The sequence below is a fragment of the Devosia ureilytica genome, from assembly GCF_024273195.1.
In the GTDB taxonomy this organism is placed as follows: domain Bacteria; phylum Pseudomonadota; class Alphaproteobacteria; order Rhizobiales; family Devosiaceae; genus Devosia; species Devosia ureilytica.
Genome location: NZ_JAMZCU010000002.1, coordinates 699657 through 721753 on the forward strand (window position 1 = coordinate 699657; position 22097 = coordinate 721753).

Here is a 22097-nt window from a genome sequence, read left to right on the forward strand (position 1 = left end):
GCATGAGCAAGCCAGTGAATGTGCATGGGACGGGCCTGGTCCTGGGAGAGACGGGGGTGCTGTTGCGCGGTCCCTCAGGCGCCGGCAAGTCGGTGCTGTCCATGGCCTTGCTGGATCGCTGGGAAGGGCGCGGGCAGGCTGCCTTCCTTGTCGCTGACGACCGCGTCGATATCGTCGAGGAAAAGGGCGCGCTGATCATGCTGGCGCCGCCGCAATTGGCGGGTCTCATCGAATTGCGTGGGCGGGGCATCGTGAACCGGCCGCACCAGCAGCGGGCGCAATTGCATTTGATTATCGATCTGGTCCCCGACCTCACCCGCATGATCGAAGAAGAAGAGCTGCAAACCGAACTGCTCGACCACGTCTTGCCACGCGCCCCGGTGCCGCAATCGGGCGTCATCAGCCTTGGTCATCAAATGCTGCTGGTGGCCGAAGCCGTCGCGCAAGCCAATCAACATCCACAGACGTGACAAATTATCCCTTGCAACGATATGGGATGGAGACAAGACTGCACCGCGTTTGCGGCCCGGCACCAGGCGGAGCAGCATTTGGGGGGCTCAAGAGCCGTCGCGATCGGATCAATTGGCTGCGGCGGCCGTTTGGGGAAAGTGCATGATTGGATTGGTTCTGGTGACCCACGGCGCGCTGGCCGATGAGTTCAAGCTGGCGATGGAGCATGTGGTCGGTCCACAGGAATATGTGGAAACCATCGCCATTGGTCCCGAAGACAACGCCGAAAGCCGGCGCGACGACATCCTCAAGGCGCTTGACCGCGCCGATAGTGGCGATGGCGTCATCATTCTTACCGACATGTTTGGCGGCACGCCGTCCAACCTTGCCATTTCGGTCATGCAGAACCGTAAGGTCGAGGTTATCGCCGGGGTCAACCTGCCCATGCTGGTCAAGCTCGGCCGCGTCCGCAGCGACATGACCATGGAAGAAGCCGTGTCCATCGCCCAGGAAGCGGGCAGGAAATATATAACCGTCGCCAATTCGATCCTGGGCAGCTGACGCATGGATGCCGGCAGGGCGCTCGCCCAGCAATTGACCATTGTAAATACCAAGGGCCTGCACGCCCGCGCTTCGGCGCGCTTTGTGCGGACCGCCGAATGCTTTGACGCCACTATTTCGGTCATCAAGGACGGCACCTCGGTTGCCGGCAATTCCATCATGGGCCTGATGATGCTTGGCGCCGGTCCCGGCTCGACCATTCTCGTCCAGTCCACCGGCAAACAGGCCCGCGAAGCCCTCGAAGCCATTGTCGAACTGGTCAACAACGGTTTTGATGAGGATGTGGACGGGGCCGGAGCCTGAGCACCGATCTCGCCCCTGGCAGCGCAGGTAGGGCGGGGTGACTTTGGAACCGCCGCATTCATGGGTCGTTCCGACTGAGCCACGAAGCTAAAACGTTGAGGGAGGCTACGTTGCGACGCTTGATAGCCGGAACCGGCGGACTTGCCCTTGCCGTCATCCTCAGCCAATTCCCCGAATATGCCCAGCAATACACCCAGCGCCTGGGTGGCGCCGTGGATGAGTTGCGGGTCATCACCGAGGAGTTTGACCGGGCGGCGCTTGAAGGCGGGCTCGACCGGCAGGCGGCGCTGGCGCGCTATAATGCCTCCAATGACGATTTCCTTGCCGGGCGCGGCACCTCCATGTCGGCCACATTCCAGCGCTACGACCTCTTGAGCCAAACCCTGGCCGAGATCGAGAGCGCCGGACCGGTTGAGCGCCTGCGATCGCTCCCGGCCTATCTCGACACCGACATCGGCCGTCGCACCCTTGAGAATTACCAGCCCGCCGTGCCCGTCACCATGGAAGGCATTCTCTACGCCGGTGGCGGCTTTATCCTCGGCTATCTGGTGCTTTCGGGCCTGGTGCGCTTCCTCGCCATGCCCTTCCGGCGGCGAAATCGGGTGAGGATCACCCGGGCATAGGCGCTGCAGCCGCCACATGCTCGATTGCCTCATCCCAGGGACATAAACAAATCTTTATATCCGTCATTGATCGGTAACATCGGCTCGCTTATAGGAGGGGCAACACAAAATTCCTGCCGGAGCACCATCATGACCACGAGCCCGACCGACTATGCGGTCAAGGACATTTCCCTGGCCGACTATGGCCGCAAGGAAATCACTATCGCCGAAATCGAAATGCCGGGCCTGATGGCCATCCGCCAGGAATATGCCGCCAGCCAGCCCCTCAAGGGCGCACGCATCGCCGGCTCGCTACACATGACCATCCAGACTGCCGTGCTCATCGAAACGCTGGTGGCGCTGGGCGCCGAAGTGCGTTGGGTGTCGTGCAACATTTTCTCGACCCAGGACCATGCCGCCGCCGCCATTGCCGCCGCCGGCATTCCGGTCTTTGCCCACAAGGGCGAGACGCTTGAAGAATATTGGGCCTTCACCGACCGCATGATGGATTGGGGCAATGGCCTCACCCCCAATATGATCCTCGATGATGGCGGCGATGCCACCATGTACATCCTCAACGGCGCCAAGGCCGAAAAGGACGCTTCCATTCTCGATAAGCCCGGCAATGAGGAAGAAGAGATCTTCTTTGCCACCATCAAGAAGCGCCTTGCCACGTCGCCGGGCTTCTTCTCCAGGATCAAGGACGCCATCCGCGGCGTCTCCGAAGAAACCACCACGGGCGTGATGCGGCTCTATCAGCTCCATGCCAAGGGCGAGCTGCCGTTCCCGGCCATCAACGTCAATGACTCGGTCACCAAATCCAAGTTCGACAACAAATACGGCACCCGTGAATCGCTGGTCGACGCCATTCGCCGCGGCACCGATGTGATGCTGGCCGGCAAGGTCGCTATCGTTTGCGGCTATGGCGATGTGGGCAAGGGCTCGGCTGAATCGCTGCGCGGCGCGGGCGCCCGCGTTCTGGTCACCGAAGTCGACCCGATCTGCGCGCTGCAGGCCGCCATGGAAGGCTTCGAGGTGGTCACCCTCGCCGATGCCGCCCACCGCGCCGATATCGTGGTCACCGCCACCGGCAACCGCGACGTGCTGATGGTCGATGACATGCGTAAGCTCAAGGACATGGCCATCGTCTGCAATATCGGCCATTTCGACAATGAGATCGACGTGCTGGGTCTGCGCAACTTCAAGTGGACCAATATCAAGCCGCAGGTCGACATGGTCGAAAAGCCCGATGGCACGCGCCTGATTCTTCTGTCCGAGGGGCGCCTGGTCAACCTTGGCAATGCCACCGGCCACCCCAGCTTTGTCATGTCCGCATCGTTTGCCAACCAGACCCTGGCCCAGATCGAACTCTGGACCAATGGCGAGAAGCTGGAAAAGAAGGTGCACGTGCTGCCCAAGCATCTCGATGAAAAGGTCGCCGAACTGCACCTGGCCAAGCTGGGCGCCACGCTCACCAAGCTGACCAAGGTCCAGGCCGACTACATCGGCGTTACCGTCGAGGGCCCGTTCAAGTCCGCTGAATATCGCTACTAAGCCTGCTCCATCGTTATGCGCATGAAAAAGCCCGGGCATTGTCCCGGGCTTTTACCTTTTGGAAAGGTTTCTGTTTCGTTCTGGGGTCAAGTGCTTTCCTTGCCCTTTGCCCGCAACGCACAGCCATCAAGACTCTTTTTCGCGATTCGCCTGCCCGGTATGGTGGAGTGATTCGGGCTGTGGGGGACACGCGGCCTGAACATTGGGGGCAGCTGGAGCCGCATTCGGTTCTGCGTCAGCAGCCTGTTTGAGTTTGGGGCGTACCGGTCGTTTGGCCGGGTTGGCATCGCAATCAAAGCGAAAGAGGGCTCGTATGACGCCGGATCACTTCCGGAAACAATTGGGATTCGCAGCGCTTTGCGCCGCTCCCTTGACCCTGTGCACGGCTGTTCCCGCCTTGGCTCAGGGTTTTGTTCCCGCAAATCTGGGCGGTATCGCGCCTTTCGCCGTGGCCATTGGTGCGGGCGGTTTCGCCCTGCTGTCCATGGCCCTCGTCCGCACCCTTCTCACCGATAGCCGCGCCGCCCGTCGTCGCGCCGCCGAACAGATTGCCGATCTGCGCGCCCTTGTGGACGAATATGAAAACCTCATCGGTGGCAGTCGCGAATTGACAGTGCTCTGGCAAGGCCAGGGCGGGCCGCGCATTCTGGGCCAGGCCGCCGCCGTGCTGCCGCCGGGCCGCCAGCCGCAAAGCGTGCTCAATTTCCACACCTGGCTCGGCGCCGCTGAAACCAACCGGCTGACCACGCTGGTCGAAGATCTGCGCATGCACGGCCACGCCTTTGCCGCAAGCCTGGACACGCTCGATGGCCGCCTTGTTCGCGCCAATGGCTGGGTCATGGGGGGCGCCGTGGCCCTGCGCCTGCGGCCCGCCTATAGCCAGCCCGACGAGAACGCGGCGATGATCTCGGCCGAGGCTCACACAGCCGGAGACCGCGAAGGCGCGCGCGCTGTCCTCAGCCTGCTATCAAAACCCGCCTATCTGCGCGATGACGAGGACCGGCTGGTTTATGCCAATCCCGCCTACCTCGCGCTGGCCAAGGCGCGCGGCAAACCCTGCACGCCCACCCAGCCGGCCGAGCTGATCGACGCCGCTGGCTTGGCAACCCATCTCAAGTCCGGTCGCGCCGATTTGGCGCCCGTCAGTCTGCCGCTCGATTTCGGCCCCCAGGGCCAGTTCGATCTGGTCGAGTTTCCCGTGCCCGGTGGCCGCGCCGGCTATCTGCGCCCGCTGGCCGAATTGGCCCGCCCCGCCGTGCCCGCCGAAAACGGCCTGGCCCATATCGGCGGCATCATCGATGCGCTGGGCACCCCGATTGCCATTTTCAACGCCAAGCGCGAGCTGACCCAGTTCAACGCCGCCTATGCCAGCCTCTGGCATCTGGATCGCAAATTCCTCACCCCCGGCCTGGATGAGCGCGCCATTCTCGACAAACTGCGCACCGATGGCATGCTGCCCAATCAGGTCGACTACCACACCTGGCGCGCCAAGCATCTCGAGAGCTATTCCCGCAAGGAGCCGCACGAGGCCGACCCCTGGCATCTGCCTGACGGGCGCACCATCAAGGTCATTTCCGCCCCCGCCGGCACCAATGGCGGCGTGATCTATGTGTTCGAGGACCTGACCGAGCGGCTGGAGCTCGAAAGCACCAACCGGTCCTTCACCAATGTGCTGCGCGAAACCATCATGGCACTGAACGAGGCCGTGGCCGTGTTTGGCACCAATGGCCGCCTGACCCTCTCCAATCCGCAGCTCTCCAAGCTCTGGAAGCTGCCGATGAACGAGTTGGGCACCAATCCTCATATCGATCAGCTGGCCGAAGCCTCTGGCCGTGCCATCCCCGAGGATGGCGTGACCATCTGGCGCGATCTCAAGCGCACCATCATCGATCTCAACCCCACCCGCACCGATCGCACCGGCCGCATCAACCGCTCCGACGGGCGCCTGATCGATTATGCCATCACCCGCCTGCCCGACGGGCAGACCATGATGACCTTCCTCGATGTCACCGAAAGCGCCGGCTATTCCAAGGTCCTCAAGGAACGCAACGACGCCCTGGTCGCGGCCGACCGCCTCAAGGACGCGTTCGTTGAAAACGTCTCCTACGAGCTACGCTCCCCGCTTACCAATATCATCGGCTTTGCCGACCTGCTTTCGGGCATGGAAAGCGGCAGCCTCAATGAGCGCCAGCGCGAATATATCGACTATATCCGCGCCTCCTCGGTGACCCTGGGCGTGCTCATCGACAATATTCTCGATCTTGCTTCGGTCGATGCCGGCATTGCCGAGCTCAACCCCGAGCAGCTCGATGTCGCCGCCCTTGTCGACAAGGCCCGCGCCGGCATCACCGCCACCTTCCCCGAAGTCTCGGGCGAGGCGCCCCATCTGGTGGTCGATATCGAGCCGGACCTGCCCGGCTTTATCGGCGACGGCACCCGCATCGTGCAGGTGCTCTACAATCTCCTCTCCAATGCCGCGCGCTTCTCGCCCCCCGGCGGCGAAATCCGCCTTTCGGCCAGCCATCGCGGCGACCGCATGATCTTCGTCATCGAGGACGAGGGCCCCGGCATTACCGACGAAATGAAATCGGCGATCCTCACGCGCTTCGATACACCCGCCGCCGGCGGCCGCCAGCGCGGCGCGGGCTTGGGCCTTTCCATCGTGCGCACCTTCGTCAACATGCACGGCGGCACCATTTCCGCCGAAAAGCGCGACCCCAAGGGCAGCCGCATTATCGTCAATCTGCCGCTCGACAGCGCCCTGGCCGGTGTGGCGGAATAAATAGATGATCCGCTGTTCTGCCTCCCTCCCCTTGAGGGGGAGGGTAGCGCAGCTCGGCCACTTGGCCATAGCGTAGCTGGGTGGGGTGAACCCCAGAGCGCCGCGCTTGGCCCTACCCCCACCCTCAATCCCTCCCCACAAGGGGGAGGGAGGCGCAGGAGCCGATCATCTTGCTGACCCAAACCTTTCTCCCCGATGATGATGCCACCGCCCGCTTCGGCGCCGCGCTGGCCGCGACGCTCAAGCCCGGCGACATCGTCAGCCTTGAAGGCGATCTCGGCGCCGGCAAGACCGCGCTGGCCCGTGCCATTGTGCGCGCGCTGGCCGGCGATCCGGCGCTCGAAGTCCCTTCGCCGACCTTTGCCATCATCCAGCCCTATGACACGCCCATCGGCCCGGTGCTGCATGCCGATCTCTATCGCCTGGCCCACGCCACCGAGGCGGACGAGCTGGGTCTGCTCGATGATCCGGATGCAATTGTCCTCGTCGAATGGGCCGAACGCGCGCCCCAGGTGGCAGATGCCGTCACCGTGCTGTTGCACCTCGACATTCCGCCCGGCGGGGAGGGGCGCACGGCGCGACTGGAGCGTCGCTAGAGCGCACTCACCCCGCCAGCAGCCCCACCGTGCGCGTATCCTCATGCCCATCATGAAACGCGCTCAACGCGGCGCGAAACAGCTTGTCCTCGGGCAGGGCGCGCGAAAACAGCGTCATCGATGAAATGAACTTCTTGTCGTCCGGGGACCCGAAAATAGCATTCAGCGGCCGGGGTGCCACGCTGTCGGGCGCATGCAGCAACACCGCCTCGGTGCATTCGACCAGCCGCGCCCAAAGGATCGGATGCGCCGCATAGGCCCGCGCCTCATCAAGGCCTGAAAGCGCATAATGTCGGGCCATCTCGCTCTGCCCCAGCCCGGCCAGCTGCGGAAAAATGAACCACATCCAATGGCTCTCTTTGCGCCCCGCCCGCAATTCATGCAGCGCCGCCGGATAGACCTGATCCTGCGCCGCAAGGAACTTGGCGATCATGGCGCCGTGTGTCTCGGTCATCGCGTCCTCCCGTCCTGCAGTTGGACCCAGTCTACTCCCAAAGTCCGATCAGCCAAAATGGCGCGCTGGCCCGCAGTCCCCTCAGGCCCGCCGCACCAAGCCGCTTAGGGGCATGGATGCCGCCAGCGTGTTGGAAATCGTGCCATATTTGCGCACATTGGTGTGCAGCAGTTCCAGCCGCCGGTCGGTTTCGGGACTGTCCACAATCAGCTCATAGCTGATGGCAATAACCTGGGGCGGGCTATCCTGCCGCTGCGCCTGGATGCGCACCTCCACCCCCGAAAAATCAAAGCCGAGCAACGGCGCAGCCCGCTCCACCCCCTTGATCATGCAGGCAGCCAGCGCCGAAAGCAGCAGCTCCACCGGGTTAAGCGCATCCTCGCGCCCACCGAGCGATGTATCGAGCTGCACCACCGCCTCCCGCGCCCCGCTGACGCTACCATGTGCATCGATCCGTCGGGCGGTAATGGCATAGTTCAGCATTGGCCTGCTCCCTGTCGCGCGGCCCACTCTAGCCCATGCCGGAGGATTGGGCTTGATCGAGCGCAAAGCTTGGGTGGCACGATGCCGGACACCCGTATGGGCCCGAAAATGCGCGAAACACCCCAAACCTACCCCTCCCCCTTGAGGGGAGGGCAAGCAGAGCTTAGGTCCGTCAGGACCTTGGCGGCGCTCGGGTGGGGGTGTCAGCGCCTCCAGCAAACGCCGACATTTGCAACGCCTTCCGACACCCCCACCCTAGTTGCGCTAGGCTGCTCCGCAGCCAGCTTCACTACCCTCCCCTCAAGGGGGAGGGTGATATCGGGCCGATGGTCTCGCGCGAATTCAAGCGCCCTACATGAGCAGTCCCCTGCTTCAGGGGGAGGCCGGGTGGGGGTGGTCTTCTACGCCATGGCACTAGACTAAGAGAATGGAGGCTCCATGGACGATCCCATCTCCTTCGCCCGCCAACTCCGCCGCGAACAGACCCTCCCCGAGCGCCGCTTCTGGGGCCTTGTGGGGCCCTGGCGCGAGGCCGGTCTGCACTGGCGGCGGCAGGCGCCTGTCGGTCCCTATGTGGTGGATTTTGTCTGCAAGAGCCAGAAGCTCGTGGTCGAGATCGATGGCGACACGCATTATTCCGATGCTGGCATCGCCCATGACGAACGACGGACGGCATTTCTGAAGGAGCGCGGCTATCGGGTGGTGCGCTTCACGAACGCTGATGTCATGCAGCGCGGCGATGGCGTCTTCACGGTGCTGATGGAATTGCTGGGAGAGCCGGGAAGTGAGTCTTAGCGGATACCCCCACCCAGCCTCCCCCTGATAGGGGGAGGGACCCATCGAGTTTGTCGAAACAAGTGCGATCCCTCTTCCCCTCCCCCTATCAGGGGGAGGCCGGGTGGGGGTATCCTCTTTCAGCGACAAAACGCATCGAGAAATCTCGCATGGACGACCCCGTCACATTCGCGCGAAAACTCCGCCGCGAACAGACTCTCCCCGAGCGCCGCTTCTGGGGCCTTGTGCGGCCGTGGCGCGAGGCCGGTCTGCACTGGCGGCGGCAGGCGCCCATCGGGCCCTATGTGGTCGACTTCGTCTGCAAGGCGCGCAATCTCATCGTCGAGATCGATGGCGATACCCACTATTCTGAGGCGGGCCTGGCGCATGACGAAAGTCGAACGGCCTATCTCGCCGAACGCGGTCACCGCGTCCTGCGCTTCACCAATAGCGAAGTCACGCAGGGCGGCGAGGGCGTCTACACAGTCCTGATGGGCGTGCTGGGCGAACCCGGCGCCGAGCGCTAAAGGGTTTTTGCCGGATACCCCCACCCAACCTCCCCCTGATAGGGGGAGGAGCCCATCGAGGTTTGGTTCGCCCCCCGCGAAAGCCCCAAAAGCTGCAACGTCCCCCCTTCCCCTCCCCCTTTCAGGGCTCCGACCCGTCCCAAAGGGCGAATGGCTCCGGTGGAGCCATTCGAGGCGAGGAGGCCGGGTGGGGGTATCCCACCTTCGCAAAATGCAAACCCCATCCCCACCACCAGCTGTCACCCCGGCGAAGGCCGGGCTCGTCCTGAGGACTAACGGTACCGCACCTACCTCGCCCAACGCGGCCACCGCGTGCTGCGCTTCACCAATGGCGAGGTTATGGGCAATCCGGAAGGGGTGTTCATGGTGCTTTCGGGGGTATTGGGCGAACCTGGGGCAGAGTCTTAGCGGATACCCCCACCCAGCCTCCCCCTGATAGGGGGAGGGGCGCATCGCGTTCGCTCAAACCTCGGGCTAAACACCTCTTCCCCTCCCCATATTGAGGGGGAGGGGCGAATTCAGAACTTCAAGGCTTCCTGCCCATCGTCTGCTGGCCGTTTGTCTTTGCGCTTGCGCTCCGCCGGTGCCACGCGATCATTTTCCATCACGTCGACCAACGCCGTGGCAAACCTCTTTAGCGTAGTGCCTGGCTCTTCAATCAAGAAGCCGCCGAGGCGTTTCAGATCAAAAACTTCATCGGTGCGTGATGCGCCCTTCTTGTCAACAAAATGTATCTCAACATCAGATTTCTGGCCGAAGAAGTCTTGGTCAAGAACATCGGTTTTCATAACGTGAGCGAGTCCGGCCAAATTTGCCAGTGAAGCTCGCTTTTCGTTACGTGCATGAACGTAAACAAGCTTAATTACGCCGTTCTCGACGATGAAGAACGAAGGACCCATAGCGCACTGGAGATTTGGCGTTAGTGCAAATGCCTTCCGCGGGTATGGAAAGCATTGAGTCTTACGCCCAACCACTTTGGGCAGGACAGCTTCGACTATTTTTGCGTTATCCCTCTCCGCGTCGGTACCTTTACCCTTGCAGCCGGCCACTAGCGCGGCAATGTCCGTCGCTCCGTTGTAGGCGTGCATTATCGAGCGCAAGCAACGTTGATGGTTCCAACCACCACCAGCAGTTGAATAGTGGTCTATTATGTTCTTTACGGTGTCGTCGATACTTGAGGCGCAAAGGCGGAATGCGTCGATGAGCATGGGAGGTTTCAGCGGGGTCATGCGGTCTCCAGTGTATCCCTTTAGGTTACGTCCGCTACGTCCGAAGACGTCCCTCCCAGCGACTCTATGAGATACCTAGCACATCTGCTTCATTTTGTCGCAAGAAGTAATCGCGTATTGCACAGTCAGAAAGCTTTGCGCCGGGTGCTTTGCCTGCATTGGCAGCGTCCCAAACTGATGTCCATGGTGAGTCTACAGCGTGGGTCAAGTCTGATAGCCGATACGGATGAAGGACGCCGTAGGCCCCGGTTACTGCCCTTATCAAGGCCGAGCTATCTTCCTGCACGTCGACTTGCGCTACTTCTTTCTTCATCGTCACGGCATTGAATGACACAAGCCGACATTTGATGGGGCTACCGCTATACTCTCGGATTTGGTCGTAAACGACCCTAACCACCGGTCCAAATTCCCAAGCCTCGAAGGGCTGCGCAATCAAAGGCACTGAGAACTTAGCGAGATGCCACCCATGCGCAAAATACAGTATCTTAAGCAAGGACGTGGAATAGATATCAAGTCGCGCCAAGCTGGCTTGGTCCAACACAAAGTTGGCTACCGCTCGGGCGTCGTATGGTCCACTTTCCACTTAATGCGCCTCATCCCAGTTCTTGGCCGCATGCGCGTCCACCTGGATCGGCACGGTCAGCCGCACCGCCGGTTCCGCCGCGCTTTCCATCACCCGCTTGATCACCGGAATGGCATGATCTTCGGTCCCTTCGGGCACCTCAAAGATCAGCTCGTCATGCACCTGCAGCAGCATGTCGGCTTCGACGCCCGCTTTTTTCAATTCGCCTTCCATGCGGATCATGGCGCGGCGGATGATGTCGGCGGCGCTCCCTTGGATAGGCGCATTGATCGAGGCGCGTTCGACAAAGGCGCGTTCGCTCGGATTGCCTGAATTTGCATTGGGGAACTGGATCTTGCGGCCAAAGATGGTCATCACATGCCCATCGGCTTTCACCCGCACTTTTTGGGCGTCCATATAGTCCTTGATGCCCGGGAAGCGCTCGAAATAGGTCTTGATGTATTCGCCCGCCACCGAGCGCTCGATGCCCAGCTGGTTGGCGAGGCCAAAGGCGGAAATGCCGTAGATGATGCCGAAATTGATCGCCTTGGCGCGGCGGCGTACGTCGCTCGGCATGCCTTCCACCGGCACATTGAACATTTCGGACGCCGTCATGGCGTGAATGTCCAGCCCCTCCTCGAAAGCGTCCTTGAGCGCCTGGATATTGGCGATATGGGCGAGCACTCGCAGCTCGATCTGCGAATAGTCGGCGGAGATAAGAACCTTGCCCGGCGGGGCGACAAAGGCGGTGCGGATCTTGCGACCGTCTTCGGTGCGGACCGGGATGTTTTGCAGGTTCGGCTCGTTGGACGAGAGACGTCCGGTGAGAACGGAAGCCTGCTGATAGGAGGTATGGACCCGGCCGGTGCGTGGGTTGATATAGGTGGGCAGGGCATCGGTATAGGTGCCCTTCAATTTGGTCAGCTGGCGCCAGTCGACAATGGTGCGCGCCAGCGGCACGCCCTTGAGCGCCAGGTCTTCGAGCACATCGGCGCCGGTGGCCCAGGCGCCGGTTTTGGTCTTGGTGCCGCCCTCAAGCCCCATCTTGTCAAAGAGGATTTCGCCCAATTGCTTGGGCGAGCCGAGGTTGAAACTCTGCCCGGCCAGTTCATGGGCTTCGGCCTCGAAGGCCGCCGCGCGCTGGGCGAAATCCCCCGAAAGCCGCGCCAGGATCTGCCGGTCAACGGTAATGCCACGCGCTTCCATGCGCGCCAGCACCGGCGCCAGCGGCCGCTCGATGGTTTCGTAGAGCGCCGTCATGTTTTCGGCCGCAAGGCGGGGTTTCAGCACATGCCAGAGCCTGAGCGTGATATCCGCGTCCTCGGCGGCATAGCGGGCGGCCGCAGGGATGTCGATCTGGTCAAAGCTCTTCTGCGCCTTGCCGGTGCCGGCCAGCTCGGCATAGGTGATGGTCTTGTGACCGAGCCAATGATCGGCCAGCACGTCCATGCCATTATAGCGCGGGCCATCGAGCGCATAGGAAATCAGCATGGTGTCGTCGATCGGCCCCATGGTGATGCCGTAGCGTTCCAGCACCTCCATGTCATATTTGACGTTCTGGCCGATCTTGAGGATCGATTTGTCCTGCAACACGCGTTTGAGCGCCTCGAGCACGAAGCCGATGGGCAATTGTCCCTCGACCAGCCCGCCACCGCCGAGGAGATCGCCGGGCTTGGCATGCCCCACGGGAATATAGCAGCCCTCCCCGATTTCGGTGGCAAGGCACACGCCGACCAGGTCCGCCTGCTGCGGGTCGAGCCCGGTGGTTTCGGTGTCGACCGCGACATGGCCCTTGTCGAGGATTTTGCCGATCCAGGCCTCCAGCCGGTCGGGCGTGGTGATGGTCTCATAGGCCTCGTAATTGACCGGAATGGCCTTGATCCGCGCATGCTCCTCGGCGGCGTGGCGCGCCGGGCCCGAGCCGGGCACAACGCCGGCGGCAAGCTTTGCCTTGGCCACCGAGAGCGTCGTGGATTTCACCGGCGCGCCGGCCACCGGATTGTCCTTGTTGGCCGCCAATTCCGCATCGGGCTCAAAGTCGTCGGGATTGGCCTCGAGCAATGTGGCCATGCGCTTGGTGATGGTGGCAAATTCCATCGCCTTCAAAAACGGAAACAGTGCCGAAGGGCTCATTGGCTGGCGCACGAGGCCATCGAGGTCAATCTCGACCGGCACCTTCTGTTCAAGCGTCACCAGCGTCTTGGAAATCCGCGCCAGTTCGGCATTGGCGATCAGCTTTTCGCGCCGTGCGTTCTGCTTGATCTCGCTGGCGTGTTCGAGGAGGTTTTCGAGCGTGCCATAAGTGTTGATCAGCTCCGCCGCCGTCTTGACGCCAATCCCCGGTACGCCGGGGACATTGTCGACGCTATCGCCGCACAGCGCCTGCACGTCGATCACCTTGTCCGGCGTCACCCCGAATTTTGTGAACACCTCGTCCGGCCCGATCCAGCGCAGCGGCGGTTGCCCGGGGCGGGGGATGGTATCGAGCAGGCGGATCGATCCATCGGGCTCCACCAGTTGCATCAAATCCTTGTCGGACGAGGCGATGGTGACCTTCATGCCGGCGTCGCGCGCCATGCAGGCATAGGTCGCCATGATGTCGTCGGCCTCCCATCCCTCCATTTCGATCGAGGGGATGGAAAAGGCCCGCGTCGCCGAGCGCGTCAGCGGAAACTGCGGCACCAGTTCCTCAGGCGCCGGCGGCCGCTGTGCCTTGTATTGCGGGTAGAGGTCGTCGCGAAACGTCTTGCCCTTGGCGTCGAAAATGACGGCCATATGCGTGGGCGCGTCATCGCCGTCCATGTCCTGGGTGAGCTTGTAGAGCATGTTGCAGAACCCCTGCACGCAGCCCACCGGCAGTCCGTCGGACTTGCGGCTCAAAGGCGGCAGGGCGTGGAAGGCACGGAAAATATAGCCCGAGCCGTCGACGAGCAGCAGATGCATTTGGCGATTCCCTTGGTGTCCGTTGGCGGCAAGTCTATCGCCTCGAACGCCATGATGGCACCCACTTTTGCCTGGCTGTGTCAGCAGCCTTCAGCAAAATTTTGCCGATGGACCCAGCTTTGCCACTTTCCGAGGTTACGGGGGGAGATTGAACGGATTGGATCCGGGCGCCATTTACCTGTGCCGCCAGCGGCATCCGAAAGGACACCACCTGATGACAAGCCCGAAACGGGGCGGCGGCGCCACCATATTGGTGGTGGATGACGATGCCTTGATCACGCTGAACACCGTCGATGTGCTGACCGACCTCGGCCACACCGCGCTCGAGGCCTTTTCAGGCCGCGAGGCGCTGGACCTGGTGCAGCAGCGCCCCGAAATCGTGGCCATCATCACCGATTATGCCATGCCCGGCATGACCGGCCTGCAATTGGCCGAAGCCGCGCGCAAGCTCCGCCCCGGCCTGCCGGTGCTGCTCACCACCGGCTATGCCGACCTCCCCGAAGAGGCCGCGCTCCACTATCCCATGCTGGAAAAGCCCTATCACGAGGCCGAGCTGAGCGGTCGCCTGGCCGAACTCCTGGCCCAGCCGGCCGTCTAGAGCCCTAGCGCAGGCCGCTCTTGTCGAGCAGGCCCAGGCGCTTGGCGTCGTAATAATAGCCGCGGGCATAAAACTGCACGGCGCGATCATCATTGCCGCCTGCCGTCACATAGGCGCCGGCCAGGTATCGCACCGCATAGCGCAGGTTGGTCTCCGCATCGAGCAGCCCACCGGCCTCCCCGCGATAACCCATGCCGCGCGCGGTGGCGTGGCTGATCTGCATCAACCCATAATAGGGACCGTTGCGCGCCGCCGGATTATAGCCGCTCTCGCGCACGATCACCCGCCGCACCAGATGCTCGGGCACGCTATATTGGGTGGCATAATGCGAAATCAGCCCATCGAGCGCGCCGCGTTCGCTACCGGCATAGCCCAGCAGCATGGCACTCGGCGCAGACGGCACTGCTGCCGCCTTGGGCACATATCCCGCGGGCGTGGCCGCTACCGGGGCAAAGCTGGCAATGGCGGCGCTGGCCGATTTATTGCCCGGCAGCGGCTTGATGCCGGCCATGGAACACCCGGCCAGAACCAGGGCCAGGGCAATTGTGCCAGCGATGGGAAGCGGCTGGGCCGTCATGCAGCAACCTTTCAAGCGCGAATGTCCCTCACCTGCCCGCTACGCGGCAAACGCGGCGGCTTGATGGCGGAAATGCGACGCCGCCGCAAGTGTTATCGCCCCCCGCCGCGCCCAAAACCGAGCACAGCCGGGCCTTTGGGCGCCAAAGGTTTACATCTGGGCCTCATGCCCTAAACTTGTGCCTTCGCCGTCGTGCGCATCTTGCGGCAATCGCTCTGCCGCCCCCGAGCCGTTCTGCCCCCCTGTGGCCGAGCGGCCCCTTGCGCGACTGACCCTCAAGGCCCCGCATTGTTCCGGGCCAAGACAATTCCGAAAGGCTCGTCACATGACCACTGCCGCAACCGGCGACATTGTGCGCATCCACTATTCCGGCCGCCTCACCGATGGCACCCAGTTCGACAGCTCCGAGGGCCGTGCGCCGCTCGAGTTCAAGCTGGGCGAAGGCCAGGTGATCAAGGGCCTCGAACAGCATGTCGATGGTATGGAAGCGGGCGCCAGGAGCACTGTCACCATTCCCGCCGCCGCCGCCTATGGCCCGCGCCGCGACGATGCCATCCAGCAGCTGGATCGCAACAAGGTGCCCGAAGGCATTGACCTCAAGGTCGGCACCCAGCTCCAGGCCCGCACCGCCGATGGCGGCCTGCTGCCCATCACCGTTGTCGGTGTCGACGCGCAAAGCATCACCGTCGACGCCAATCACCCCCTGGCCGGCAAGGACCTGGTGTTCGACGTCGAACTGGTCGAAGTGGTCAAGGCTGCGTAGGCGTTCTGCATCGCAGATGAAAGGCTCCAGTGGAGCCTTTCAAGCCGGAGCAGGCCATGAGCGCTACGCGCGAATGGCGGGTGGCCGTTCGTCCCGAAGGGCAAATTGCGCCAGTGGCGCAGTTTGAGGTGAGAAGGCCATGAGAGCTGCGCTCGAATGGCTTAGCTACATAATGGCAAAAGGCTCCAGTGGAGCCTTTCAAGCCGGAGCAGGCCATCAGCGCTACGCGCGAATGGCGGGTGGCCGCCCCTTCGCCCTCCCCCTTTGCGAGGGCTGCGCAGCTTGGCCGCAAGCCCTGGCTTGGCTGGGCGGGGGCCGATGCGCGCGGAGTCCTGGTTCAACCCCTCGCCGATAGGCCCCGCCGGCTGTCACCCTGCGAACCATCCCAAAGGGCAAATCGCTCCAGTGCAGCGATTTGAGAGGAGCAGGCCATGAGACCTATGGTCGAATGGCGCCGGGCCTGACCCGGGGCCCATCCCGCGCCGATGGAACGTCCACCGCAAGCAGTAATATCTCAGGCTCGGCCCGGCCGGAGTTGACCCGCGGGCGCAATGCGACCCGGGGGCCGGGGTGACAAATGGTGATGGTTGCAACACCGATCCCCGCCCCGGCAGGTATCCTCCCGTTTGGATACCCCCACCCGACCTCCCCCTGATAGGGGGAGGAGAAGACATGTCGCCTGTCACCGTCGCTGCGATAAACTCGATCATCCCTCCCCCTATCAGGGGGAGGTTAGGTGGGGGTATCCCCATCATCCCTCCTGGCACCCTTCATGGCCGCGGTGCTGGCCATGGTTTCAACGCTCACCCGCGCCACCCGCCCGATCAGGTCCACCACCTTTTCCTTGTAGCCGACAAAGCCACTGTCCCACCCACCGCCCCCGCAAGTCCCACCGGCGACTGCCTCAGCCTGCCCCCAGTAAGACGGCCGGCTAAGCGATGACGGAAGACGACAGCGTTTCGTCTTGGAGCAATAGCTGGCAACTTTGGGGTGGTTTGCGGACTGGCGGGTTTTGGTCGGGAACGCTGAAAATCGGACAAGGTTGCCGGCTAGCTTCAGCACAACAGAACCACAACTCGTAAGGAGCTCCCTTCGCCACCCGGTAGCAATTGAGGCATTTCACTTGCACAAAGTAATTTTGCTGCGATTTCATTTATTGGATTAAAGATATCATCTCAGCTAGTTCTTTAGTCCAGCTACCGGACTGTCGAGTATCATCCGGTTGCCATTTTGGTCATCGAGGAAAACTAGCGCGCGCAGGTGCTCACTCGCTAAATCTGACCTCGACTTTCCTCGAAAGAACTGGACCTGCGCTGGGCCTGGATTCTTGATTGTAGGCATGGCGATCGCGTGATTGACGATAAGTAGCCGCTCGCCGGTGAGTAGCTCAGTCTGGCCAAGCAATGTTGCGTTGACGATTTCCAGTGACATTCCAGAGCGGACGATGAGCACCATCGTCTCATTGGCGTACCCTTGAGGCACGTTGGGAATCTGGATGATCGGGGACATGTCTTCAGTTATCGGCGTCGTGGTCGCTGACCAAGGTGTCAGGACCTTGTAGGCGAGGGTAATGCCTGGCTTAACCTCATTTGGTCTCTGCCATTTCTCGATCTTGTGCCGCGCCTTGTTTGCAGGACGATCTCCAAGCAAGTCCTCAAAAGCTGCCTGCGAATACGTCGTGTGCCATTCACCGGTCGCGTGAAAGCTGGTGTGTATGGTGCCTTTGAGTTCGCGGCACGTTAGGTAAATTTCTTGGCCCCATTTGGATTTCTGTGCCCGCAGGTTCCATGTCGCTGCGCGATGGCCAAAACCATTGGTGACGCTGAATCTGATCGACGTTTTTGCCATGTCTCGATTCTAGCGTGGACCGACCTCTAAGGCGAGCGGTCAAGAGTCCTCGCTACTGCTTTCTACGTCCGCTTTCCAGAACGACAGCACAACGTCTTGAACGACCGCGATGGGGTCGGATTCCGCCATGCTCAACGCTCGGAAGGGCATTGTCTATCAACACCCACCGGTCGTCACCCTCGGCCTTGAGCCGAGGGCTCTATACTTCTGGTTGCCGGAAGCTTGGCCGGGTCTAGGCTACGACCAACGCTCGACACTTTCACCGTCTCAAGCTCTGGAATGAAATCGTCAAGTAAAGAGCCCTCGGCTCAAGGCCGAGGGTGACGGCCGGTGGGCAAATGGGCGATCCGAGATTATGGCGGGTTGGAGCTATGCGCTGCAATGGCCTGAACGACCGCAACGGGGTCGGGATCTGCCGTCCAGACAGGTCCACCAGTACCGCCCACCCACCGGTCGTCACCCTCGGGCTTGACCCGAGGGCTCTATACTTGAAGATGCCGGAATGGGCGGCTTCGTTTACATCCTCGCCAATATGCGTCGGGGGCGCACCTATATCGGTGTGACCAACGACCTGGTTCGTCGCGTTTATGAACATCGAGAAGGGCTGGTGTCGGGCTACACCAGGGCGCGCGACATCAAGCGGCTTGTTTATTTTGAACAATTTGGTGAGATCGGCATGGCCATTCAGCGCGAAACCTCGCTCAAGCGCTGGTACAGCCGCTGGAAGCACGACCTGATCGAGCAGCATAACCCGGAATGGCGCGATCTCTGGGACGAAATCAGCCAGTGAAGAGCCCTCGGCTCAAGGCCGAGGGTGACGTGCGGTGGGTGGTGAAGCGGACGGTTTCACGATCAGGGATGAACGGCGTGAGTGTCTGAAATGGGGTCGATAGCNCAGTGAAGAGCCCTCGGCTCAAGGCCGAGGGTGACGTGCGGTGGGTGGTGAAGCGGACGGTTTCACGATCAGGGATGAACGGCGTGAGTGTCTGAAATGGGGTCGATAGCGGGCCACACGCCGGTCTCGTCTACCGCCCCGGCACCACGAACCCCTTGCGCATCTCGGCTGCTTTGGCCCGGCTCACACACCCCTCGGCATGGTCGTTGACCAGCCCCATGGCCTGCATGAAGGCGAACACCGTGGTCGGGCCGACAAAGCGCCAGCCGCGCTTTTTGAGTGCCTTGGACAGCGCCTCGGATTCGGGCGAGGTCGTCTGGCTTTGCGGCGGGGCAGGGGTCTTGGCCTCATAGCGCCATACAAAGGCGGCGATGGACCCGGCCTCTGCGATCAATTCCTGGGCGCGGGCGGCATTGTTGATGGCGGCAGTGATCTTGCCGCGATGGCGCACAATGGACGCGTCGGCCAGCAGCCTCTCGACATCGGCGTCGGTAAAGGCGGCGACCTTGGCAATATCAAAACCGGCAAAGCCGGCGCGGAATGCCTCGCGCTTGTTCAGAATGGTGCGCCAGCTCAGGCCCGACTGGAACCCTTCAAGGCACAGCTTTTCAAACAGGCGCGTGTCATCGCTGACCGGAAAGCCCCATTCGTGATCATGATAGGGCACGAATTCGGGCGCCCCGCCGCACCAGCGGCAGCGGGCCAATCCGTCCGGTCCTTCAAAAAGGCTCATGCAATTTCCCCCAAAGGCTCAATCCAGTAAAAACTCCAGCCGGGACTCGGCGCGGGCCGGAGCAATCTCGACAATTTCTGCCCTCACCACCCCGCCACTGACAAATGGGTCTGCGGCCACGCGCTTCTCCAGCGCGGCCCGGTCGAGCCCATGCGCCATGATCGCGCCGCCGCCCTCCGGCTTGAGACTGCCCCACAGGGCAAACACGCCATCGGCCAGCCCCTTTTCCAGCCAGGCCTTGTGGCCGGCCAGCAAGTCTCCGGCGCGCCCCGGCTGGCCAGATGGTTTCAGCAATACAACAAACATGTCATTCCCCCGTCAGATCGTGGCAGCAGGTTGCGTCCCGGCCACCTCGTCGATCCAGCTTTCCATCATCGCCATTTCGCGGATGACGAAATCGCGGTCGCGATAGGCGGTATAGAGCGTGGCCACCCCCTGGCTGCGCATCAGCAGGTGCAGCGCCAGCGCCTGGGCATCCGCATCGCGCCCCAGGGCGCGAAACTGTTCAGCCAGCCAGTCTCGAAACAGATCGAACAGCCCCACCACCTGGTCGCGCGATCCGTGCAACAGCTTGCTCAGTTCGATCGTCAGCGTTCCGACCGGGCAGCCATAGCGCATGATCGCGTCGCCATTGACTTCGAGCATGCCCACAAAGGCCGAAAGCCGCCCGCGCGGCGTCGGGTTGTCGCGCGCCCATCGCTCGAGCAGGGCCGTGGTATGGGCCACCCGCCGGGCGATCACCGCCGACAGGATCTCGTCCTTGCTCTTGAAGTGGTAGTAGAAATTGCCGCGCGCGATGGTCACCGCCTCGGCGATGTCGGCAAAGGAAGTGTGCTCGAAGCCGCGCTCGTAAAACAGCCGGTCCGCCGCGCCGATGATTTCCGTCCGTGTTTCGGGGCCGCGCATGGCTTGGTCCTGCCGCCAATTAGGTCAATCGGCCAAATAATTAGGACGGGCGGCCTAATTCGTCAATCTTCTCATTCAGCATCCGTTCATCACGGCGCTCCCGGCCTGGGTCCAGGTCATTTGACCGGTTGCGCAATCGCCGCCCATCGATTAGTTTGCGCCCCGTTCGATCGAGCAAACGCCGCTCGATTCTGGTCCGCACCCGTAGCTCAGCTGGATAGAGCGCTGCCCTCCGAAGGCAGAGGCCACACGTTCGAATCGTGTCGGGTGCGCCATTTCAGTCCAGAAAACTGAACTAATTCTCCTGACGAGTCGGTGGCATTGGCCGCGGCAAACAGTGTTTCGCGATTGCCCATGATGCGCACTTTTTCTGGGCCGACTTCCACGGTCAACAGGGAGCGCAGATAGGCCTTGCGCGTAGGGTTGTCGGCATTCTCCAAAACCCCTCGCATGAGCTTGGAAAAGGCGGCGATCTTCTCGGAGTCGAGGGCTGCTTCGCCGCCGACCTCCCGGCGCGCCCGATCCCGGGCGGCCTGCGCCTTCTCACGATCGGCCTTCAGTATGGTGATGCGTTCGCGCAGCAGGTCATCCACTTCGGCAAGGCCGTCCTCGACCAGCGTATAGAGACGTTGCAGCCGCTCTTTGGCAGCGTCGGCCTCAACCTGCAGCGCCACAAGCCGGGCACTATGAGCTTCAGCACGCTCCGTGCGCTTGGCCGCCATGGCGGTGAGCAGTCCAGCCAGCCGCTCCGGCGCGAACAGCTTCTCATTAAGCGCCTTGAGGACCATGTTATCTAGATAGGCCATGGGGATCGTATTGCCCTTGCAGGCCGTGGGTCCCTTCTGGGCGCGGGTGGCGCAGGTGTAGTAGGCGTAGACGCGCCCGGTGGCCGAAGTGCCGGTGCGCTGGGTCATGCCGCCGCCGCAATGGGAGCACGTGGCGATCGTGGTGAGCAGGATCGGGCCGCTAACGGCGCGGACCGGACTGACGCGAGGATTGTTGGCAGCGAGCTTGGCCTCGACTGCCGCGAACACGGAATCCTCAATGATGGCCGGCACCGGCACTTCGACGACTTCGCCTGCCGGGTGTTTCCCACCGGACTTGGAATTGCGCGAATGATAGTGCCAGCGCCCGACATAGGCTTTGTTGGTGAGGATGTGATGGACCGGTCCGACACCGAAGGTTCCGCCTTTCTTGGTGCGATAGCCGTGGCTGTTGAGCCATTTTACCACCTCCTTGATACCCATGGGCGGCTTGGCCGCGGCCGGGTCGCCCTCCAGGTACAGCCGGAAAATCAGCCGTACGGTTTCAGCTTCGACCGGGTCGACAGCGAGTTTTTTCTTGATCTTCTGGCCGCGGCGTTCGGCTTCGACGATGGTGTAGCCCAATGGCGGAGCGGCGCCGTTCCAGAACCCCTGGCGGGCATTCTCGGTCATGGCGCGCGTAACCTGCCGCCCATTTTCCTTGGAGGTATATTCATCGAAGATGCCGATGATCTGGCGGATCATGGCGCCTGAGGGGTCATCGCTGCTAGGTTGGGTGACTGACGCGACTTCGACGCCGTGCTTGCGCAATTTCCGGATGACCAGTTCCATAGCCGCGCCGTCCCGATAGAACCGAGAAAACGCATGGACCACGATCACGTCATAGGGATGGTCCGGGTCGCAGGCACGGTCGATCATGGCCTGAAACGCGGGGCGCCGGTCGTCGGTGGCGGTCAGCCCCGGTTCGACATATTCATCGACGACGGCCCAGCGGCCACGCTCGCAGAAGTCTGTGTTGAGCTTGCGCTGTGAAGGCAAACTCACGTCATGCTTGGCTTGCCGGCCCGTCGAGACGCGCAGGTAGAGCGCTGCCCGCAAGGGGGCGGTCCCAGTCTTGAGTGCAACGCTATTGGCTTTGCTTCCGAACGCCATGTCTTACCCTCTCCCGATCGTCTGGAATTCTACCGGCAGCG

General features: G+C 62.1%; 21 protein-coding genes, 1 tRNA gene and 2 pseudogenes. 13 read left to right on the top strand and 11 right to left on the bottom strand.

What is annotated here, in order from left to right; translation table 11 throughout:
• Positions 1-2 precede the first annotated feature (2 nt).
• The 7 genes from NIM87_RS07490 (at position 3) to tsaE (ending at position 6848) form a co-directional block, all read left to right on the top strand.
• Entirely contained in the window at positions 3-470 is a 468-nt protein-coding gene (locus NIM87_RS07490) for an HPr kinase/phosphorylase (RefSeq protein ID WP_254674007.1), read from the top strand.
• Positions 471-612: 142 nt separating this feature from the next.
• Positions 613-1011: a PTS sugar transporter subunit IIA gene (locus NIM87_RS07495; RefSeq protein WP_254674008.1), complete on the top strand. Its 399-nt coding sequence runs from the start codon at positions 613-615 to the stop codon at positions 1009-1011.
• 3 nt (positions 1012-1014) lie between these two features.
• Entirely contained in the window at positions 1015-1314 is a 300-nt protein-coding gene (locus NIM87_RS07500; protein ID WP_254674009.1) for an HPr family phosphocarrier protein, read from the top strand.
• 110 nt (positions 1315-1424) lie between these two features.
• On the top strand, positions 1425-1937 hold the full coding sequence (locus NIM87_RS07505; protein WP_254674010.1) for a DUF2937 family protein: 513 nt from the start codon (positions 1425-1427) through the stop codon (positions 1935-1937).
• 129 nt (positions 1938-2066) lie between these two features.
• Entirely contained in the window at positions 2067-3470 is a 1404-nt protein-coding gene (gene ahcY / locus NIM87_RS07510; protein WP_254674011.1) for an adenosylhomocysteinase, read from the top strand.
• A 397-nt stretch (positions 3471-3867) separates the two neighbouring features.
• Positions 3868-6252: a sensor histidine kinase gene (locus NIM87_RS07515; protein ID WP_254674012.1), complete on the top strand. Its 2385-nt coding sequence runs from the start codon at positions 3868-3870 to the stop codon at positions 6250-6252.
• Between the two features lie 170 nt (positions 6253-6422).
• Positions 6423-6848 (top strand): tRNA (adenosine(37)-N6)-threonylcarbamoyltransferase complex ATPase subunit type 1 TsaE, encoded by a 426-nt coding sequence (gene tsaE, locus NIM87_RS07520; RefSeq protein ID WP_269467925.1) that lies wholly within the window; start codon positions 6423-6425, stop codon positions 6846-6848.
• Between the two features lie 7 nt (positions 6849-6855).
• Here tsaE and NIM87_RS07525 read toward each other — a convergent pair whose 3' ends face one another.
• A complete protein-coding gene (locus tag NIM87_RS07525; protein WP_254674013.1) occupies positions 6856-7302 on the bottom strand; it encodes a DUF1810 domain-containing protein in 447 nt (148 codons plus the stop codon).
• 81 nt (positions 7303-7383) lie between these two features.
• Positions 7384-7785, bottom strand: coding sequence for an OsmC family protein (locus NIM87_RS07530; RefSeq protein WP_254674014.1), 402 nt, complete (start codon positions 7783-7785; stop codon positions 7384-7386).
• 438 nt (positions 7786-8223) lie between these two features.
• Between NIM87_RS07530 and NIM87_RS07535 the strand changes: the two genes are divergently transcribed.
• Both NIM87_RS07535 and NIM87_RS07540 read left to right on the top strand, forming a co-directional pair.
• Entirely contained in the window at positions 8224-8580 is a 357-nt protein-coding gene (locus tag NIM87_RS07535) for an endonuclease domain-containing protein (RefSeq protein WP_254674015.1), read from the top strand.
• 149 nt (positions 8581-8729) lie between these two features.
• Positions 8730-9086: an endonuclease domain-containing protein gene (locus NIM87_RS07540; RefSeq protein WP_254674016.1), complete on the top strand. Its 357-nt coding sequence runs from the start codon at positions 8730-8732 to the stop codon at positions 9084-9086.
• Between the two features lie 518 nt (positions 9087-9604).
• Here NIM87_RS07540 and NIM87_RS07545 read toward each other — a convergent pair.
• From NIM87_RS07545 to polA, 3 genes are all read right to left on the bottom strand, one after another.
• Positions 9605-10315, bottom strand: a complete 711-nt coding sequence (locus tag NIM87_RS07545) for a hypothetical protein (protein ID WP_254674017.1) — start codon at positions 10313-10315, stop codon at positions 9605-9607.
• Positions 10316-10379: 64 nt separating this feature from the next.
• Positions 10380-10898 carry a Panacea domain-containing protein gene (locus tag NIM87_RS18805; protein WP_415061114.1) on the bottom strand — a complete coding sequence of 173 codons (519 nt, stop codon included), beginning with the start codon at positions 10896-10898 and terminating at the stop codon, positions 10380-10382.
• Positions 10899-13820, bottom strand: coding sequence for a DNA polymerase I (gene polA, locus NIM87_RS07550; RefSeq protein WP_254674018.1), 2922 nt, complete (start codon positions 13818-13820; stop codon positions 10899-10901). It lies immediately after the preceding gene.
• A 214-nt stretch (positions 13821-14034) separates the two neighbouring features.
• On the opposite strand from polA, the gene NIM87_RS07555 reads away from it, so the two are divergent.
• Positions 14035-14418, top strand: a complete 384-nt coding sequence (locus tag NIM87_RS07555; RefSeq protein ID WP_254674019.1) for a response regulator — start codon at positions 14035-14037, stop codon at positions 14416-14418.
• Positions 14419-14422: 4 nt separating this feature from the next.
• On the opposite strand, the pseudogene NIM87_RS07560 reads toward NIM87_RS07555, so the two are convergent.
• Positions 14423-14908 (bottom strand): annotated as a pseudogene (locus tag NIM87_RS07560) (transglycosylase SLT domain-containing protein); the annotation flags it as partial.
• Positions 14909-15320: 412 nt separating this feature from the next.
• Between NIM87_RS07560 and NIM87_RS07565 the strand changes: the two are divergent.
• A complete protein-coding gene (locus tag NIM87_RS07565) occupies positions 15321-15758 on the top strand; it encodes an FKBP-type peptidyl-prolyl cis-trans isomerase (protein ID WP_254674020.1) in 438 nt (145 codons plus the stop codon).
• Between the two features lie 1179 nt (positions 15759-16937).
• On the opposite strand, the gene NIM87_RS07570 is transcribed toward NIM87_RS07565, so the two are convergent.
• Positions 16938-17606: a hypothetical protein gene (locus NIM87_RS07570; protein WP_254674021.1), complete on the bottom strand. Its 669-nt coding sequence runs from the start codon at positions 17604-17606 to the stop codon at positions 16938-16940.
• A gap of 502 nt (positions 17607-18108) precedes the next feature.
• Between NIM87_RS07570 and NIM87_RS07575 the strand changes: the two genes are divergently transcribed.
• The gene (locus tag NIM87_RS07575; protein WP_254674022.1) at positions 18109-18396 is read left to right on the top strand and encodes a GIY-YIG nuclease family protein; all 288 of its coding nucleotides are present in this window, start codon (positions 18109-18111) and stop codon (positions 18394-18396) included.
• A 235-nt stretch (positions 18397-18631) separates the two neighbouring features.
• Here NIM87_RS07575 and NIM87_RS07580 read toward each other — a convergent pair whose 3' ends face one another.
• Genes NIM87_RS07580 through NIM87_RS07590 form a run of 3 tightly spaced genes read right to left on the bottom strand, consistent with a single transcriptional unit; the run spans position 18632 to position 20140 of the window.
• Entirely contained in the window at positions 18632-19234 is a 603-nt protein-coding gene (locus tag NIM87_RS07580; RefSeq protein WP_254674023.1) for a DNA-3-methyladenine glycosylase I, read from the bottom strand.
• Positions 19235-19252: 18 nt separating this feature from the next.
• Positions 19253-19540, bottom strand: coding sequence for a YciI family protein (locus NIM87_RS07585; protein ID WP_254674024.1), 288 nt, complete (start codon positions 19538-19540; stop codon positions 19253-19255).
• A gap of 12 nt (positions 19541-19552) precedes the next feature.
• A complete protein-coding gene (locus NIM87_RS07590; protein WP_254674025.1) occupies positions 19553-20140 on the bottom strand; it encodes a TetR/AcrR family transcriptional regulator in 588 nt (195 codons plus the stop codon).
• A 198-nt stretch (positions 20141-20338) separates the two neighbouring features.
• Here NIM87_RS07590 and NIM87_RS07595 point away from each other — a divergent pair.
• A tRNA-Arg gene (locus NIM87_RS07595) sits at positions 20339-20415 on the top strand.
• Positions 20416-20919: 504 nt separating this feature from the next.
• Here the strand turns inward: NIM87_RS07595 and NIM87_RS18810 are convergent.
• Positions 20920-22056: pseudogene (locus NIM87_RS18810) on the bottom strand (recombinase family protein); the annotation flags it as partial.
• Between the last annotated feature and the right edge of the window lie 41 nt (positions 22057-22097).